The sequence below is a fragment of the Phenylobacterium sp. genome (assembly GCF_016124325.1).
GTDB lineage: Bacteria > Pseudomonadota > Alphaproteobacteria > Caulobacterales > Caulobacteraceae > Phenylobacterium.
Map to the genome: position 1 here is coordinate 1 of NZ_WGNY01000038.1, position 14,603 is coordinate 14,603.

General features: G+C 71.0%; 13 protein-coding genes. 5 read left to right on the forward strand and 8 right to left on the reverse strand.

The genetic code is table 11. The annotated features are described in order from the left end of the window. Positions 1-283: 283 nt before the first annotated feature. Positions 284-1,570 carry a hypothetical protein gene (locus tag GC203_RS20130; protein WP_293458321.1) on the reverse strand — a complete coding sequence of 429 codons (1,287 nt, stop codon included), beginning with the start codon at positions 1,568-1,570 and terminating at the stop codon, positions 284-286. Between the two features lie 300 nt (positions 1,571-1,870). Continuing rightward, positions 1,871-2,935, reverse strand: a complete 1,065-nt coding sequence (locus GC203_RS20135; RefSeq protein WP_293458323.1) for a putative sulfate exporter family transporter — start codon at positions 2,933-2,935, stop codon at positions 1,871-1,873. Between the two features lie 74 nt (positions 2,936-3,009). Between GC203_RS20135 and GC203_RS20140 the strand changes: the two genes are divergently transcribed. Continuing rightward, positions 3,010-3,921 (forward strand): LysR family transcriptional regulator, encoded by a 912-nt coding sequence (locus tag GC203_RS20140; RefSeq protein ID WP_293458324.1) that lies wholly within the window; start codon positions 3,010-3,012, stop codon positions 3,919-3,921. 42 nt (positions 3,922-3,963) lie between these two features. Further along, on the forward strand, positions 3,964-4,584 hold the full coding sequence (gene pgsA, locus GC203_RS20145) for a CDP-diacylglycerol--glycerol-3-phosphate 3-phosphatidyltransferase (protein ID WP_293458326.1): 621 nt from the start codon (positions 3,964-3,966) through the stop codon (positions 4,582-4,584). A 140-nt stretch (positions 4,585-4,724) separates the two neighbouring features. On the opposite strand, the gene GC203_RS20150 is transcribed toward pgsA, so the two are convergent. The 4 genes from GC203_RS20150 to GC203_RS20165 form a co-directional block, all read right to left on the reverse strand. Continuing rightward, on the reverse strand, positions 4,725-6,095 hold the full coding sequence (locus tag GC203_RS20150; RefSeq protein ID WP_293458327.1) for an L-serine ammonia-lyase: 1,371 nt from the start codon (positions 6,093-6,095) through the stop codon (positions 4,725-4,727). Between the two features lie 161 nt (positions 6,096-6,256). Next, the gene (locus tag GC203_RS20155) at positions 6,257-6,625 is read right to left on the reverse strand and encodes an endonuclease domain-containing protein (RefSeq protein WP_293458328.1); all 369 of its coding nucleotides are present in this window, start codon (positions 6,623-6,625) and stop codon (positions 6,257-6,259) included. Positions 6,626-6,777: 152 nt separating this feature from the next. Next, on the reverse strand, positions 6,778-7,674 hold the full coding sequence (locus GC203_RS20160) for a pirin family protein (RefSeq protein WP_293458329.1): 897 nt from the start codon (positions 7,672-7,674) through the stop codon (positions 6,778-6,780). Positions 7,675-7,887: 213 nt separating this feature from the next. Beyond that, a complete protein-coding gene (locus GC203_RS20165; protein WP_293458330.1) occupies positions 7,888-8,385 on the reverse strand; it encodes an Lrp/AsnC family transcriptional regulator in 498 nt (165 codons plus the stop codon). Positions 8,386-8,527: 142 nt separating this feature from the next. Here GC203_RS20165 and GC203_RS20170 point away from each other — a divergent pair, with 142 nt between their 5' ends. Further along, positions 8,528-11,971: an indolepyruvate ferredoxin oxidoreductase family protein gene (locus tag GC203_RS20170; RefSeq protein WP_293458331.1), complete on the forward strand. Its 3,444-nt coding sequence runs from the start codon at positions 8,528-8,530 to the stop codon at positions 11,969-11,971. Positions 11,972-11,975: 4 nt separating this feature from the next. Here the strand turns inward: GC203_RS20170 and GC203_RS20175 are convergent, their stop codons facing one another. Further along, positions 11,976-12,881 (reverse strand): sulfotransferase domain-containing protein, encoded by a 906-nt coding sequence (locus tag GC203_RS20175; protein WP_293458332.1) that lies wholly within the window; start codon positions 12,879-12,881, stop codon positions 11,976-11,978. 118 nt (positions 12,882-12,999) lie between these two features. Here GC203_RS20175 and GC203_RS20180 point away from each other — a divergent pair, with 118 nt between their 5' ends. Beyond that, positions 13,000-13,869: a sulfurtransferase gene (locus GC203_RS20180; protein ID WP_293458333.1), complete on the forward strand. Its 870-nt coding sequence runs from the start codon at positions 13,000-13,002 to the stop codon at positions 13,867-13,869. On the opposite strand, the gene GC203_RS20185 is transcribed toward GC203_RS20180, so the two are convergent. Continuing rightward, a complete protein-coding gene (locus GC203_RS20185; RefSeq protein ID WP_293458334.1) occupies positions 13,866-14,045 on the reverse strand; it encodes a hypothetical protein in 180 nt (59 codons plus the stop codon). The two genes, GC203_RS20180 and GC203_RS20185, sit on opposite strands and share 4 nt — an antisense overlap. 148 nt (positions 14,046-14,193) lie before the next feature. On the opposite strand from GC203_RS20185, the gene GC203_RS20190 reads away from it, so the two are divergent. Beyond that, positions 14,194-14,603, forward strand: a 410-nt coding sequence (locus GC203_RS20190) for an acyl-CoA dehydrogenase family protein (protein ID WP_293458335.1), incomplete at its 3' end; no start/stop codon positions are given.

Genomic DNA, 14,603 nt, shown 5'->3' on the forward strand with positions numbered 1-14,603 from the left:
GCCCAAAACCGTCATCCCGGACGTAGGGCGCGTTGCGCCCGAAGATCCGGGATCCAGCAGCCTCGCGCTCGACGCGGAGCAGCTTCACGGTCTGAGCGGCTGGGTCCCGGGTCTCCGCTGCGCTCCGCCCGGGATGACGAATTGAGGGGGCGAGTCCGCTAAGGGTCGATTGCGGGCCACGGCTCCCAGCCGCAGACCAGGCCTTCGCCGCGTCGACATCCGAGCGGCTGGGTCCCGGATCTTCGGGCGCTGCGCGCCCTGCGTCCGGGATGACGGCGGACGGTCAGTGCGCCGCGCGCTTCTCGAACAGCAGCTTCAGCACGCCCTTGTTCTCGGCGTGGCCCAGGTGGGCCTTGGCCGGGTCGGCGAAGAGGCCGAGCCAGCTCGTCTCGTTGCGGTCGTAGACATTGACCACCTTGGCCCCGGGGAGCTGGGGCACCTCGAAGGTCAGGGCGTCGCTGGGATCGTTGAAGGCGATGACCTGGCGCACCATCGGGTTCGGCCGCATCGCCCCGGTCTTTGGCGGCGGACCGGGCGGGGGGCGCAGGCCCAGCGGCGAGGCGGCCCATTCGCGCAGGGCCGAGATCGGCGAGAGCGAGGGCATCGGAACCGGCCCGCCCTCCGTGGCCGGCGGCATGCCCTGGAGCCGGGTCAACTCCAGCAGGCGGAACTGGTTGGCGAAGAAGTAGATGTCGTAGGTGCTCTCCATCACCCGGCGCACGGAGGGGGCGCGGCCGCTGTTGAAGGCGTCGAGCACGGCGAAGCTGCCCAGGCTCTCGGAGATGACGGCGAAGGTCTGGTCGTCGGCCTTGGCGCCTTCGAACCGCTCGGCATAGGCGAAGGCGCCGTCCATGGCGTCGTGGACGAACGCCTGCATCGGCCCGACCGAGGTGACGGCGTCGGCGATGCCCCAGTTGACGAGCTGGGCCTTGAGCGCGCGGTTGATGCGGGCGCCGCCGGCATAGGGATGCTTGGCGGCCAGGGCGGCCTCGACCGTGGCGGCGTCGAGCCAGGCGTGGCCGTCGGCGTCCTTGGCCGCGCACAGGCGCAGGTGGGCCGCGTCGGCGCCCGACAGCTCCACCTCGGGCATCAGCAGGTAGCGGCACTTGAGCGGGAACAGCAGCGGGTACCAGTTGAGCTCGTCGACGACGACCGCGCCGCCGTGGTCGCGGCGGAAGACGAAGCGGTCGACGAAGGGGCGGCTGGCCTTCCAGTCGGCGTCGTTCCGCCAGACCGGCTCGCCGAGATAGCGGGCCGGCGGTCGGGGGCCGAAGGCGATGTAGTGGCGCTCGCTGGCCTTGGCGTCGTAGCGGCAGCCGTCGCCGACATAGGCGCAGAGCCGCTGGCGGAACGGCAGGGAGGTGCCCGGCACCTGGGCCGCCATGCCGTGGATGTAGACGATGTGGACGGGCGAGGCGCCGGCGCCGGCCACGAGGTCGCCCAGCGAGCGCGTGCCTTCGAGGCTCTGGCCGGGGTGGGGGTGGACGCCGCCGGGGCCGCAGCCCGCCACGGTCGCGGCGAGGACGAAGGCGGCCAGGATCCTTCCAAGGCCGCGACGGGCGCTGCGCATCGATACCCCCACAGGTTGCAGGGGATAGGGCTAGACTGCGCCGCGTTCAGGTGTCCAACGCGGGCCGATCACGACCAGGCGAGCAGCAGGATCAGGGCGCCGGCGATAAGCAGGCTGCCCGCCAGCAGGGCCTGGGCCCAGAGGGCGGGGCGGGGTGCGGTCTTGGTGCGGGCTCTCGACATGGCGGCCTCACGAAACAGGGCGCAAGTGACGGGTTGATGACGCCATTGTTTCGGAAGGTGGCTGAACTCGTCCTGAACTCGCCGTTAAGACTCGGACAACCTCACGGCCAAGGCTGCTTCAGGCCGGGGCCAGCCAGTGGATCAGGGCCAGGGCGAGCACGGCGAGGAACACCAGTGAACCGGTCACGACCGCGCTGACCCGCGGGCCGGCGCGGACCAGGGCGCGGACGTCGACGCAGAGGCCCAGCGCCGCCATCGAGACGACGGTCAGGACGGTCGCCGCCGCCGAGGCCGGCGCCACGAGGCCCGGCGGGGTCCAGCCCATCGAGCGCGCGCCGGCCAGCAGCAGGAAGCCCACGATGAACCAGGGCGCGAGATGGTGGAGGGGCGGGCGGGCCGAGCCGGCCTTGCCGTCGGCCTCGCCGGCCAGGGCCTTGGCGGCGCCGAAGCCGATCAGGGACAGGATCAGGATCACCGGGCCCAGCATCAGCACCCGGGCCAGTTTCACCAGCGCGCCGATCTGCAGGCTGAGCGGGCCGATGGGCGCGGTGGCGGCCAGGACCTGCGGCACGGCGTAGACGGTGAGCCCCGCGAACACCCCGGCGGCGTGGCCGGAGAGGTGCAGCGTGTGGGCCAGCAACGGCACGCCGAGGACCACGCCCACGCCGAGGACGGCGGTGAAGGCGATGGCGGCGGTGACGTCGTCGCTCTCGGCGCCGATCACGGGGGCGACCGCGGCGATCGCGGAGTTGCCGCAGATCGCGTTCCCGCAGGCGATCAGCATGGCCATCTTCGGCGGCAGGCGCAGGGCGCGGCCCAGGCCGTAGCTGACCAGGATCGCCACCGCGACGAGGCCCGCCACGCCCGCGAGCAGGGGCGCGCCGGCCTCGCGGATCATCTGGGCGTTGATGGTGAGGCCCAGCAGCACCACGGCGATCTCGAGGACGGTCTTGGCGCTGAAGGCGACGCCGGGGGTCCAGGCCGCGCCCGGCGTCCAGACGGTGCGCACCACGGCGCCGGCCAGGATCGCCAGGACCAGGGCCTCGAGCCAGGCGCGGCCGAACCAGCGGACCTCGACGCCCTGCAGGGCCCAGGCGACCAGGGCGACGGCGGCGCACAGGGCCAGGCCCGGGGCGATCCGGACGGCGAAGCGGAACGGCGCGGCCATGACCTGCTGGGACATGGCGGAAGCTTGGGCTCGCGCGTTCGGCCAATCCAATTTATTGTTCTCGACATAACAACAAGTAAAATCGATCAATGACGCTGGAGCAGTTGCGGATATTCGTCGCGGTGGCCGAGCGGCTGCACATGACGCGGGCGGCCGAGGCGCTGCATCTCACCCAATCGGCGGTCAGCGCGGCGGTGGCGGCGCTGGAAGCGCGGCACGGCGTGCGGCTGTTCGACCGCATCGGCCGCGGCCTGGCGTTGACCGAGGCGGGGCGCGTGTTCCTGCCCGAGGCGACGGCGGTGCTGCTGCGCGCCCAGGTGGCCGAGCAGGCGCTGAGCGACTTGAGCGTCCTGAAGCGCGGGACCCTGACCCTGGCGGCGAGCCAGACCATCTCGACCTACTGGCTGCCCGGACGGGTCGCGCGCTTCGCCGAGGCCTATCCGGGCGTGGCGCTGAAGTTCCAGGCCGGCAACACGGCGGAGGTGGCGGCCGCGGTCGCCGAGGGCCGGGCCGAACTGGGCTTCGTCGAGGGCGAGGTGGACAACTGGGCGCTGCTGCGGCGGCCGGTGGGCGGCGACCGGGTGGCGCTGTACGTGGCGCCCGACCATCCGCTGGCCGGACGGACCGGGCTGGCGCCGGGCGACCTGGCGGACGCGCGGTTCGTGTTGCGCGAGACCGGCTCGGGCACGCGGGCGTGGTTCGAGCGGGCGATGGGCGAGCACGGCCTGGCGATCGAGGCCCTGAGGGTGTTCCTGGAGCTGCCGTCGAACGAGGCGGTGCTGTCGGCGGCGGCCGAGGGCGGGCTGGTGGCGGCGGTCTCGGACCTGGCGGCCGCGCCGCTGGTGGCCGTGGGCCGGCTGGCGCGGCTGGACCTGGACCTGGGCGCGCGCCGCTTCGAGGTGCTCACGCACAAGGAACGGCGGACGAGCGCGGCGGCCCGCGCCTTCCTCGACCTGGCGGCGCCGGTTTCGCCCGTTCGCCCCGGCCCGCGAAGCAGTTAAACTCAGCGGAACAAAGCCAGCGACCGGACGCTCGTCCCACACATGAAATCCCTGCCCAACATCCTCACCGCCTCGCGACTGGTGATGGCGCTCTTCATGTTCGTCGCCCTGGCGGCGGCGTCGGGGGCGGTGCCCTATTTCTCCGACCGGCTGGAGCCCGAACTGCAGTTCGCCCTGCAGCGATGGGCGTTCATCGCCTTCGTGGTGGCGGCGGTGACCGACTTCTTCGACGGCTGGCTGGCGCGCAAGCTGAACGCCACCAGCGTCTGGGGCGCCATCCTCGACCCGATCGGCGACAAGGTGCTGGTGTGCGGCGCGGTGCTGGGCCTGCTGGCCTTGGGGCCGCAGCCCTATGTGGTGCTGCCGGCCGGGCTGATCCTGTTCCGCGAGTTCACGGTGAGCGCGCTGCGCGAGGTGGGCGCCGGGCAGGGGGTGAAACTGCCCGTGACCCTGCTGGCCAAGTGGAAGACGACGCTGCAGCTCACCGCGCTGGGCATGGAGCTGATGGTCGCCACCTGGGGCGCCTTCAGCCTGCCCGAGGAAACGCGCCTGCGCCCCGGCTTCGAGTTCGCCGCCCACAGCCTGTTCTGGCTGGCCGCGGTGGTGACCCTGATCACCGGCGCCCAGTACTGGGAACAGACGCGCAAGGCGCTGCAGGGGTAGGAAGGCTCCTCCCCCCCCCTGAGGGGGAGGTGGCCCGGAGGGCCGGAGGGGGCTTCCGCTCAGAAGGATGGGCGGCCCGTTCTGAGCGGACCCCCTCAGTCGCTACGCGACAGCTCCCCCGGAGGGGAGCATCTTCGCACTCAGCACTCCGCGAGGTTCACGGCGAGGCCGCCGAGGGAGGTCTCCTTGTAGATGGCGCTCATGTCCTCGCCGGTGCGCTTCATGGTGGCGATGACCTTGTCGAGGGAGACGGAGTGCTGTCCGTCGCCCAGCATGGCCAGGCGGGCGGCGTCGATGGCCTTCACCGCGCCCATGGCGTTGCGCTCGATGCAGGGGATCTGGACGAGGCCGCCGATGGGGTCGCAGGTGAGGCCGAGGTTGTGCTCCATGGCGATCTCGGCGGCGTTCTCGATCTGGGCGTTGTTGGCGCCCAGGGCCGCGGCGAGGCCGGCGGCGGCCATGGAGCAGGCGACGCCCACCTCGCCCTGGCAGCCCACCTCGGCGCCGGAGATGGAGGCGTTGGTCTTGTAGAGGGCGCCAATGGCCCCGGCGGTGAGCAGGAAGGTGCGCCGGCCGGCGGGGGAGCCCTGGTGAAAGCGGTCGTAGTAGCGCAGCACAGCGGGCAGCAGGCCGGCGGCGCCGTTGGTGGGGGCGGTGACGACGCGGCCGCCGGCGGCGTTCTCCTCGTTGACGGCCAGCGCCCAGAGGTTGACCCAGTCCAGCGCCCCCAGGGGGTCGGCGATCTGGCGCTCGGCGTTTTCCTTGAGGTTGGTCCAGATGGCGTGGGCGCGGCGGGTCACCTTGAGGTGGCCGGGCAGCAGGCCCTCGGCGCGCAGGCCGCGGTCGATGCAGGCGTACATGGCGCCGGCGATCTCATCGAGGCCCGCGTCGATCTCGGCGTCGGCGCGCAGGGCCTGCTCGTTGGCGCGCATCAGTTCGGCGATGGAGAGGCCGGCGGTTTCGGCCGCGGCCAGCAGCGCCTCGCCCGAGGCGAAGGGGTAGGGGACCGGCAAGGCGCGCTCGGGCGGCGTGTTGGCGGAGATCTCGTCCTCGTCGCGGACGAAGCCGCCGCCGATGGAGAAGTAGACGCGCCGGGCCAACTCGGACCCGTCGGCGTCGAAGGCGGCGAAGCTGAGCGCGTTGGGATGTTCGGGACGCCGCTCGCGGCCTTGCCAGAGCAGGTCGCCGGCCTCGTCGAAGGCGATCTCGCGGCGGCCGGCCAGCGCCAGGCGGCCGGTGGCGCGCGCGGCCTCCACCGCCGCATCGGCGGCGTCGGGGTCGAGGGTCGCGGGCTGGAAGCCCATCAGGCCCAGCAGCACGGCCCGATCGGTGGCGTGGCCCCGCCCCGTCAGCGCCAGCGAGGCGTAGAGCGTGACTTCGACGCGGGCCGTCCGCTCGAGATCCGGCCCCAGCCGTTCCAGGAACCGCCCCGCCGCCGTCATCGGCCCCATGGTGTGCGAACTGGAGGGGCCGACCCCCAGCTTGAAGAGGTCGAAGACGCTGACGTTCATGGGGGCGATCTACCCTGGATCGGCCACGGCGCGAAAGCCGGCGCCTCATGGCGTCCAGCGGGAGATCCTTCCTTTCCCGCGGAACGCGGGAGAGGGGGACCATCGGCCGAGCATAGCGAAGAGCCGATGGTGGAGAGGGCAGGCTGCAGCGTGCGAACCCGTCAACCTCCAATCCGCGCCCGGGCCGCCAGGATCACCGCATCGGCGACCCGACTCAGATCGCGGTAGACCTCCGCAGCGCCGATCCGCAGCACGTCCACGCCCCGCGACCTCAGCCATGCGTCGCGCGCGGCGTCCTTCGCCTGCGCCGCTTCGTCCCAATGGGTCGAGCCGTCGACCTCGACGGCGAGCCTCGCCGCCGGACAGTAGAAGTCGAGGATGAAGTTCCCAAAGGCGATCTGGCGGCGAAAGATCGGCCGATTGGTTCCGCGGCCCTTCAGCCTCGACCAGAGCATGATTTCCGGCTCGGTCATGGCCTTGCGAAGCGCCCGGGCGCGGGTGGCGATGCGGGTCGCTGTTCGAGGCGCCATGCGGCCGCTTGCCCTCTCCACCCCCCGCTCTTCAGCCGGCTGGCGCCGGCTTCGGCGGGCGGTCCCCCTCTCCCGCGTTCCGCGGGAAAGGAAGGTTGCGCGTCGAACAAATGGAGAACTAATCGACGCCGAGCGTCAAGGGCAAGCCCGCTTCAGCTCATCGGATTGGCGGGCGGCGGCGGCTCGGGCAGGGGGATGAACTCGTCGTGGTCGGCGTCGGGGAGCTTCATGCGCCCCGCCCGCCAGTCGGCCTTGGCCTGTTCGATGCGGTCCTTCGACGAGGAGACGAAGTTCCACTCGATGAAGCGCGGACCCAGGGGCTCGCCGCCCAGCAGCATGACGATGGCGTCGGTCAGCGCGGTGAACAGCACCGGCTTGCCCGGCTCGAAGACCAGCATCTGGCCGGCGTCGAAACGGCGGCCGTTCACCTCGACCGAACCCTCGGCCACATAGGCGGCGCGCTCGGGGTATTCGGCGTCGAGCTGGGCCTGACCGCCGGCGCCGAGCCGCCAGTGGACGTAGAACAGCGGCGAGCGGGTCTTCACCTTGGCCTCGACGCCGAACGCCTTGCCGGCGATAAGCCGGGCCCAGAGCTTGCCGTCGGGGCTCTCGTAGGTGGGCAGGTCGTCCGGCCCATGGTTGGCGAAGGCGGGATCGGTCTCCTCGTCCTCGGTCGGCAGGGCGACCCAGGCCTGGATGCCGTGCAGCTTGCCGCCCGTCTGGCGCAGCGTGTCGAAGCGTTCGGAGTGGGTGATGCCCGAGCCGGCGGTCATCCAGTTGACCTCGCCCGGATGGATCGCCTGGATCGCGCCCACGCTGTCGCGGTGGGTGATCTCGCCGTTGAAGAGATAGGTGACGGTGGAGAGCCCGATGTGCGGGTGCGGGCGCACGTCGACCTCGCGGCCGAAGCCGGCGGCGAACTCCACCGGGCCCATGTGGTCGAAGAAGACGAACGGCCCCACCATCCGTCGCTTGGCGAAGGGCAGCACCCGGCCCACTTCGAACCCGCCGAGGTCCTTGCGCCGCTGGTCGATGACGAGCTCGATCATGGTGTCCTTCCTTTCCCGCGGAACGCGGGAGAGGGGGACCATACGCCGAGCGAAGCGAAGAGCGGATGGGGGAGAGGGAAGGCGGCGCGCACGACGCCGGCTGCCTGCCCTTTCCACCCCGCGCTCTCCAGCCGGCCGCGCCGGCTTCGGCGCGCGGTCCCCCTTTCCCGCAAGCGGGAAAGGAAGGTTAGCGCGAATGGCGCGGAATGGGAGCTACCCCTGCGCGCTCACATAAGGGCTGATCAGGCCCAGGGGCGCGGCGGTGGTGTTCTTCACCGAGCGGATGACGATGCGGCTCTCGATGTTCGACACCAGGCCCAGGCCCAGGATCTTGTCGCGCAGGAAGTCGTCGAAGGCGTGCATGTCGCGGGTGACGATGCGCAGCTCGTAGTCCGCCGCCCCGGTGACGGTGGCGCACTGGACCACCTCGGGCAGCTTCACGATCGCCTGCTCGAAGGTTTCCAGGTTGTCCTTGGTGGGCAGGCTGAGCTTCACCGTGCAGTAGACCTCGAATCCGAGGCCCAGTTTCTCGCGGTCGAGGATGGTCACGCGGCGCTGGATGACGCCGGCGTCCTCCAGCCGCTTGATGCGCCGCCAGCACGGCGAGGACGACAAACCGACGCGTTCTGCGATCTCGGCGACGGACAGTCCGGCGTCGTGTTGGATCAAATCCAGGATTTTGGCATCGACCGCGTCGAGGGCCTCAGACAACTTTTCCTCCTACAACCCGCATGAGAGCATATTGTTCTTGCCCCGGAACCGATGTCCGGGGGCATGCTTTTGGCAAGCAATTGCGGCGCTCTTATATGATCTTGCGAGGTCTCTGGGGAGGCCCGAAAGGATAAAAATTGCGATGCGCCACCAGGAAGTGACGCTCGACGACAAATTTCTGCTCACGGACGGTCGAGTCTTCATCACCGGCGTGCAGGCCCTGCTGCGGCTCCTGATGGACCAGCACCGGCTGGACAAGGCGGCCGGGCTGAGCACGGCGGGGTTCGTCTCCGGCTACCGCGGCTCGCCCCTGGGCGGGCTCGACCAGCAGGCCGCGCGCGCGGGCAAATTCCTGAAGGCCGAGGAGATCGTCTTCAAGGAAGGCCTGAACGAGGACCTGGCGGCCACGGCCGTCTGGGGCAGCCAGCAGGCCAACCTGTTCCCGGGCGCGCGCTACGACGGCGTGTTCGGCATGTGGTACGGCAAGGCCCCGGGCGTGGACCGCACGGGCGACGCCTTCAAGCACGCCAACTTCGCCGGCGTCTGGCCGAAGGGCGGGGTGCTGGCCGTGGCCGGCGACGACCACAACTGCAAATCCTCGACCCTGCCGTCGCAGTCCGAATTCGCCTTCCAGGACTTCGAGATGCCGGTGTTGTCGCCGGCCGACGTGCAGGAGGTGCTGGACTACGGCCTGCTGGGCTATGCGCTCAGCCGCTTCTCGGGCCTGTGGGTGGGCATGATCGCGCTGGCCGACACCATGGATTCGGGCGCGACCATCGACGTCTCGCTGTCGCGCCACCAGTTCGCGACGCCCGAGAATTTCCGCATCCCCTCCGGCGGGCTGGGCATCCGCCTGAAGGACCAGCCGCTCGACAAGGAGCGCCGGCTGCGCACCGAGAAGCTGCCGGCGGCGCTGGCCTTCGCGCGCGCCAACCGGATCGACCGGGTGATGCTGGGGGCCGCGCGGCCCCGGCTGGGCATCGTCTGCCAGGGCCAGGCCTACAAGGACGTGATCGAGGCGTTCGCCGCCATGGGGATCAGCCCTGCCGAGGCCGCGAGCCTGGGCGTGGCCATCTATAAGGTCGGCATGCCGTGGCCCTTGGAGTCGACGGGCCTGCGCGCCTTCGCCGCCGGCCTCGAGACCCTGATGGTGATCGAGCACAAGCGGCCCCTGATCGAGACCCAGGCGCGCGCCGCGCTCTACGACCTGCCCGCCCACGCGCGGCCGCAGATCATCGGCAAGACCGACGAGAAGGGCGCGCCGCTGCTGTCGGAGCTGACGTCGCTGTCGGTGGCCGAGGTGGCGCTGGCCATCGCCGACCGCCTGCCGCCCGGCCCCCACATGGACCGGGTCTACGACTATCTGAACCGCGTCTCGGCCGCCTCGATGGCCGCGGTGACCCTTTCGTCCGACCAGCAGCGCAAGCCATTCTTCTGCTCGGGCTGCCCGCACAACACCTCCACGCGCCTGCCCGAGGGGAGCCGGGCGCTGGCCGGCATCGGCTGCCACTACATGGCCAGCTTCAACGACCCCAACACCGACCTCACCAGCCACATGGGCGGCGAGGGGCTGACCTGGGTAGGGGCGGCGCCCTTCACCGACGAGCCGCACGTGTTCGTCAACCTGGGCGACGGCACCTACAACCACTCGGGCTCGCTGGCGGTGCGAGCCTCGGTCGCGGCCAATTCGAACATCACCTACAAGCTGCTCTTCAACGACGCGGTGGCCATGACCGGCGGCCAGCGGGCGGAAAGCGGCTTCGACGTGCCGCAGATCACCCGCCAGCTCGCCTCGGAAGGCGTGAAGAAGATCGTGGTCGTGGCCGCCGAGCCCGAACGCTACGAGGGCGTCACCGGCCTGGCGCCGGGCGTGGAGGTGAAGCCGCGCATCGAGCTGATGAAGGTCCAGCGCGAGCTGCGCCAGGTCCCCGGGACCACGGTGCTGATCTACGACCAGGTCTGCGCCACCGAGAAGCGCCGCCGCCGCAAGCGCGGCAAGATGGCGGCGGCCCCCATGCGGGTGATGATCAACCCGCTGGTCTGCGAGGGCTGCGGCGACTGCTCGGCCAAGTCGCATTGCGTTTCCGTGGAGCCGCTGAACACCGAGTTCGGCCGCAAGCGGAAGATCAACCAGTCGACCTGCAACCAGGACTATTCGTGCCTGGACGGCTTCTGCCCCAGCTTCATCACCCTGGAAGGCGCCGAGAACGCGCACCGCGAGGCGATGCCGGCGCTGACGGCGGAGGCGACGCCGCTGCCGACGTTCCAGGACCTGAAGGGCGTGCAGAACATCGTCTTCACCGGCGTGGGCGGCACGGGCGTGACGACCGTCGCCTCGATCCTGGCCATGGCCGCCCACGTGGACGGCCGCTCGGCCTCGGTGGTGGACATGACCGGTCTGGCCCAGAAGGGCGGGGCGGTGTTCAGCCACGTACGGATCGGCGAGACCGAGACGACGACGGTAGGCGGGCGCGTGCCGGCCGCCAGCGCCAATGTGCTGATCGCCTGCGACCTGCTCTCGGCGGCCGGACCCGACGCGCTGGCGCTCTACGCCAAGGACCGGACCATCGCGGTGGGCAACGCCGACTTCGCGCCGACGGCCGACTTCGTGACCGACCGCGACGTGCGCTTCGACGCCGACGAGCAGGGCCGGCGGATCACCGCGGCGGTGAAGACCTACGACGCCGCCCCGGCCACGCACCTGGCCGAGGCCAACCTGGCCGACGCCATCTACGCCAACATGATCATGCTGGGCTTCGCCTGGCAGAAGGGCGTGATCCCGGTGTCGAGCCGCGCGCTCTACCGCGCCATCCGGCTGAACGGCGTGGAGGCCGAGGCGAACCTCCAGGCCTTCGAGCTGGGCCGCAAGGCCGCCCACGACCCCGCCGCGCGCGGGCCGCGGGAAGACGACGTCCCGACGCCGCAGACCATGCCGCTGGACGAACTGATCAACGGCCGGGCCGCGGAGCTGCGCGCCTATCAGAACGACGCCTATGCCGACCGCTATCTGCAAAAGGTGGGCAAGGTGCGCGCGGCGGAGCAGGCGCTGGGGTCCTCGACCGACCTCACCCGCGCCGTGGCGGTCAGCCTCTACAAGCTGATGGCCTACAAGGACGAGTACGAGGTGGCGCGGCTCTATACCGACGGCCGCTTCGCCGACTACCGGGCCGAGACCTTCAAGGGCGGCAAGGCCAAGGTGTGGCTGAGCCCGCCGCTGCTGGCGCCCAAGGGGCCGGATGGCAAGCCGAAGAAGATCGCCTTCGCGCCGTGGATGCTGGATCTGGTCTTCCCGACCCTGGCGAAGCTGAAGGGCCTGCGCGGCGGCGCGCTCGACATCTTCGGCCATTCGGCCGAGCGCCGGATGGAGCGCGAGCTGATCGCCGACTTCGAGGGTCAGGTCGACCGGCTAGCGGCGGGGCTGACCAAGGCCAACCACCACCTCTCGGTGAAGATCGCCGAGGTCCCGCAACAGATCCGCGGCTTCGGCCACGTGAAGGAGGCCTCGGTGGGTCCGGCGAAGTTCGAGGCCAAGCGGCTCTGGAAGGACTGGGAGGCCGAGCGGGAGCCGGAGCTGGCCGAGGCCTGAGCGCCTACCGCCCGAGAAGCGCCGCCGTGAAGGCGGCGTAGTCGGAAAAGCCGGTGGCGGGCGTGACGATCTCGGCCCACTTGGCGTCGAGCGCCTCGACGATCGGGGCGGGCAGTTCGGCGCGGCCCGAACCCGAGCCGCCCTTGCGCACCTTGGCCGAGTCGCTGCCCGGCGGCAGGCCCGAGCGCTCCTCCGACGCCCGGCGCATCATCGCGTCGTCGAAGCGGTCCTTGTGCGCCAGCATGAAGTCGAAGGAGGAGCGCTCGAGGGTCAGCGCCAGCAGGTCGTCGTCGAGCGCAATGCCGCTGAAGGCCGCGACGGCGCGGATGGTCCCTTCGGGGTCGGCGTTCATGTGCTCATACGACAGCAGGAGCACGTCGGGATTGTCGCGCTGGGACCACCAGCCGACGAGGTGGCTCCAGTAGTCCATGCCCTCGGGGCCGCCCTTCAGGCGCATCTCGGCGAAGTCCTCGATCGAGATCGCGCCGGGTTCGAAGAACCAGCCTTCCATGAACCGGTAGAGCGAGACGAAGGCGTCGCGCGGATCGCGGAAGGCGACGATGTAGCGCGCGCCCCTGGGCGCCGCGCCCCACGGGAGATGGCTCTTGAAGCCGCGCGGCTCCCCGCGCTGGGGCGCCTCAAGGTCGAGGCCGAGGACGCCGGCCGTCTCGATCCAGGGCACGACGCGGGAGATGTCGTCGAAATCCATGTCGCCGCGCGTGCGCAGGGTATGGAAGATCTGCTGCAGCCAGGTGGTGCCGCACTTGCCGTAGGGCGAGATGATCACGTCGGTCGGCCGCGGCCGGTACGACGCGACGCCGGCGGCGACCTCCCCGGGGCCGAACATGGCGTCCATCGCCTTTCCCATCTCGGCGAGCGTGCGCGGCCGGCGCGGCGTCAGGTCGTTCATGGCTGGCGTTCCCCCTGGGCGCGGAGGCTGGACCGGCAAACCGTGTTCGGCAAGCACGCGGCTGGCTCTCTCACGCCGGCCCGTCCTAGGTTGGCGGCCAACGAGAGGGAGGACGGACATGAGCGGATGGGACGGACGGGGCCTGGTGTCGACGGGGTGGCTGGCGGACAATCTGGATGATCCGGCCCTGCGCGTCTTCGACGTGACGGTCCACCTGCGGCCCGCGAGCCCCGGGCCCTATACGATCGAGAGCGGCCGGGCCGACTACGAGGCCGGCCACATCCCCGGCGCCGCGTTCCTCGATCTCGCGCGCGACCTGTCGGACCCGGACTCGAAGCTGAACTTCACCCACCTGCCGGCGGCGCGGCTGGCGCAGGCGCTGGGCACGGCGGGCGTGGGGCAGGGCTCGCGGGTCGTGGCCTACAGCACCAGCACGCCGATGTGGGCCACGCGGTTCTGGTGGATGCTGCGCGCGGCGGGCTTCGATGAGGCGGCGGTGCTGGACGGCGGCTTCGCGCGCTGGACCGCCGAGGGCCGGCCCACCGAGGCGGGAACCCGCAGCTATCCCGCGGCGAGCCTCGCGCTGACCGACCGGCCGGTGGCCTGGGCCGACAAGGCCGCGGTGCTGGCCGCGATCGGCGATGGCGGGGTCTGCACGATCAACGCCCTGGCGCCGAGCGTGCATTCCGGCGAGTCGTCGACGAACTACGGGCGCAAGGGCCACATCAAGGGCAGCGCCAACGTGCCCTACGCGGCGCTGACCGACGGGACGGGCCGCTACCGCAGCGACGACGACCTGCGCGCGCTGTTCGAGGCGGTTGGCGCGTTCGGGAAGCCGCGGGCGATCTGCTACTGCGGCGGCGGCATCTCGGCGACCATGGACGCCCTGGCGCTCACCCGCCTGGGACACCCCTCGGTGGCGGTCTACGACGGCTCGATGAGCGAATGGGTGCGCGACCCCGAACTGCCGATGGAGACGGGGGCTTAGATCGCGAGCGCGGGCTCGGCTTCCTGGGGCTCGGCCCGCCCATCGCACTGCGCGACCTCGGACTGGCGCGCCTCCGCCCGATGCGGCGGCCGCGCCCAAGGGGAGTCGGAGCGCGGGCGGGCCTGCGGCTCGGGCGGCAGGAAACAGCGGCGATCGATGGCGGCGATGGACGACATGGCGGACCCTTTCGGCGCGGGCGTATGCCGCGCGCCGCCGCGCCGGCATAGTTAAGCTTGCGTAAGGTCTTGCCCCCCCTTCCGCCACGTGAATCTTGTCCGCGCCGCCCCCGGCGGTAGTTTGGCGGTGAACTTCAGGAGCCCCGCCATGGCCGACTTCGGCGCCGACATCGATCTGGAGGCCTTCCGCAAGGAGGCGCGCGAATGGCTGGAGGCCAATTTCCCCGCCTCGCTGAAGGGCAAGTCGGCGCTGGCCAGCGCCGAGGTGCGCTCGAACGAGCCCGACCTGGTGAAGTGGCGCAAGGCCATGGGCGACAAGGGCTGGGGCACGCCGACGTGGCCCACCGAATACGGCGGCGGCGGCCTGACCCCGCAGCAGGCCCGGGTGCTGGGCCAGGAGATGACCAAGGTCGGCGCCTTCAACCCGCTGATGTTCGGGATGGGCGTGACCATGATCGGCCCGACGATCATGGACTACGGCACCGAGGAGCAGAAGAAGAAGCACCTGCCGCCGATCGTGAAGGGCGAGGTGCAGTGGTGCGTGGGCTATTCCGAGCC

Excerpts from the sequence above, each read along its gene's own strand:
- GC203_RS20175 (WP_293458332.1), bottom strand. The coding sequence starts at position 12,881 with ATGAACGACCTGACGCCGCGCCGGCCGCGCACGCTCGCCGAGATGGGA.
- GC203_RS20135 (WP_293458323.1), bottom strand. The coding sequence starts at position 2,935 with ATGTCCCAGCAGGTCATGGCCGCGCCGTTCCGCTTCGCCGTCCGGATC.
- GC203_RS20140 (WP_293458324.1), top strand. The coding sequence starts at position 3,010 with ATGACGCTGGAGCAGTTGCGGATATTCGTCGCGGTGGCCGAGCGGCTG.
- GC203_RS20170 (WP_293458331.1), top strand. The coding sequence starts at position 8,528 with ATGCGCCACCAGGAAGTGACGCTCGACGACAAATTTCTGCTCACGGAC.
- pgsA (WP_293458326.1), top strand. The coding sequence starts at position 3,964 with ATGAAATCCCTGCCCAACATCCTCACCGCCTCGCGACTGGTGATGGCG.
- GC203_RS20150 (WP_293458327.1), bottom strand. The coding sequence starts at position 6,095 with ATGAACGTCAGCGTCTTCGACCTCTTCAAGCTGGGGGTCGGCCCCTCC.
- GC203_RS20130 (WP_293458321.1), bottom strand. The coding sequence starts at position 1,570 with ATGCGCAGCGCCCGTCGCGGCCTTGGAAGGATCCTGGCCGCCTTCGTC.
- GC203_RS20185 (WP_293458334.1), bottom strand. The coding sequence starts at position 14,045 with ATGTCGTCCATCGCCGCCATCGATCGCCGCTGTTTCCTGCCGCCCGAG.
- GC203_RS20160 (WP_293458329.1), bottom strand. The coding sequence starts at position 7,674 with ATGATCGAGCTCGTCATCGACCAGCGGCGCAAGGACCTCGGCGGGTTC.
- GC203_RS20155 (WP_293458328.1), bottom strand. The coding sequence starts at position 6,625 with ATGGCGCCTCGAACAGCGACCCGCATCGCCACCCGCGCCCGGGCGCTT.
- GC203_RS20180 (WP_293458333.1), top strand. The coding sequence starts at position 13,000 with ATGAGCGGATGGGACGGACGGGGCCTGGTGTCGACGGGGTGGCTGGCG.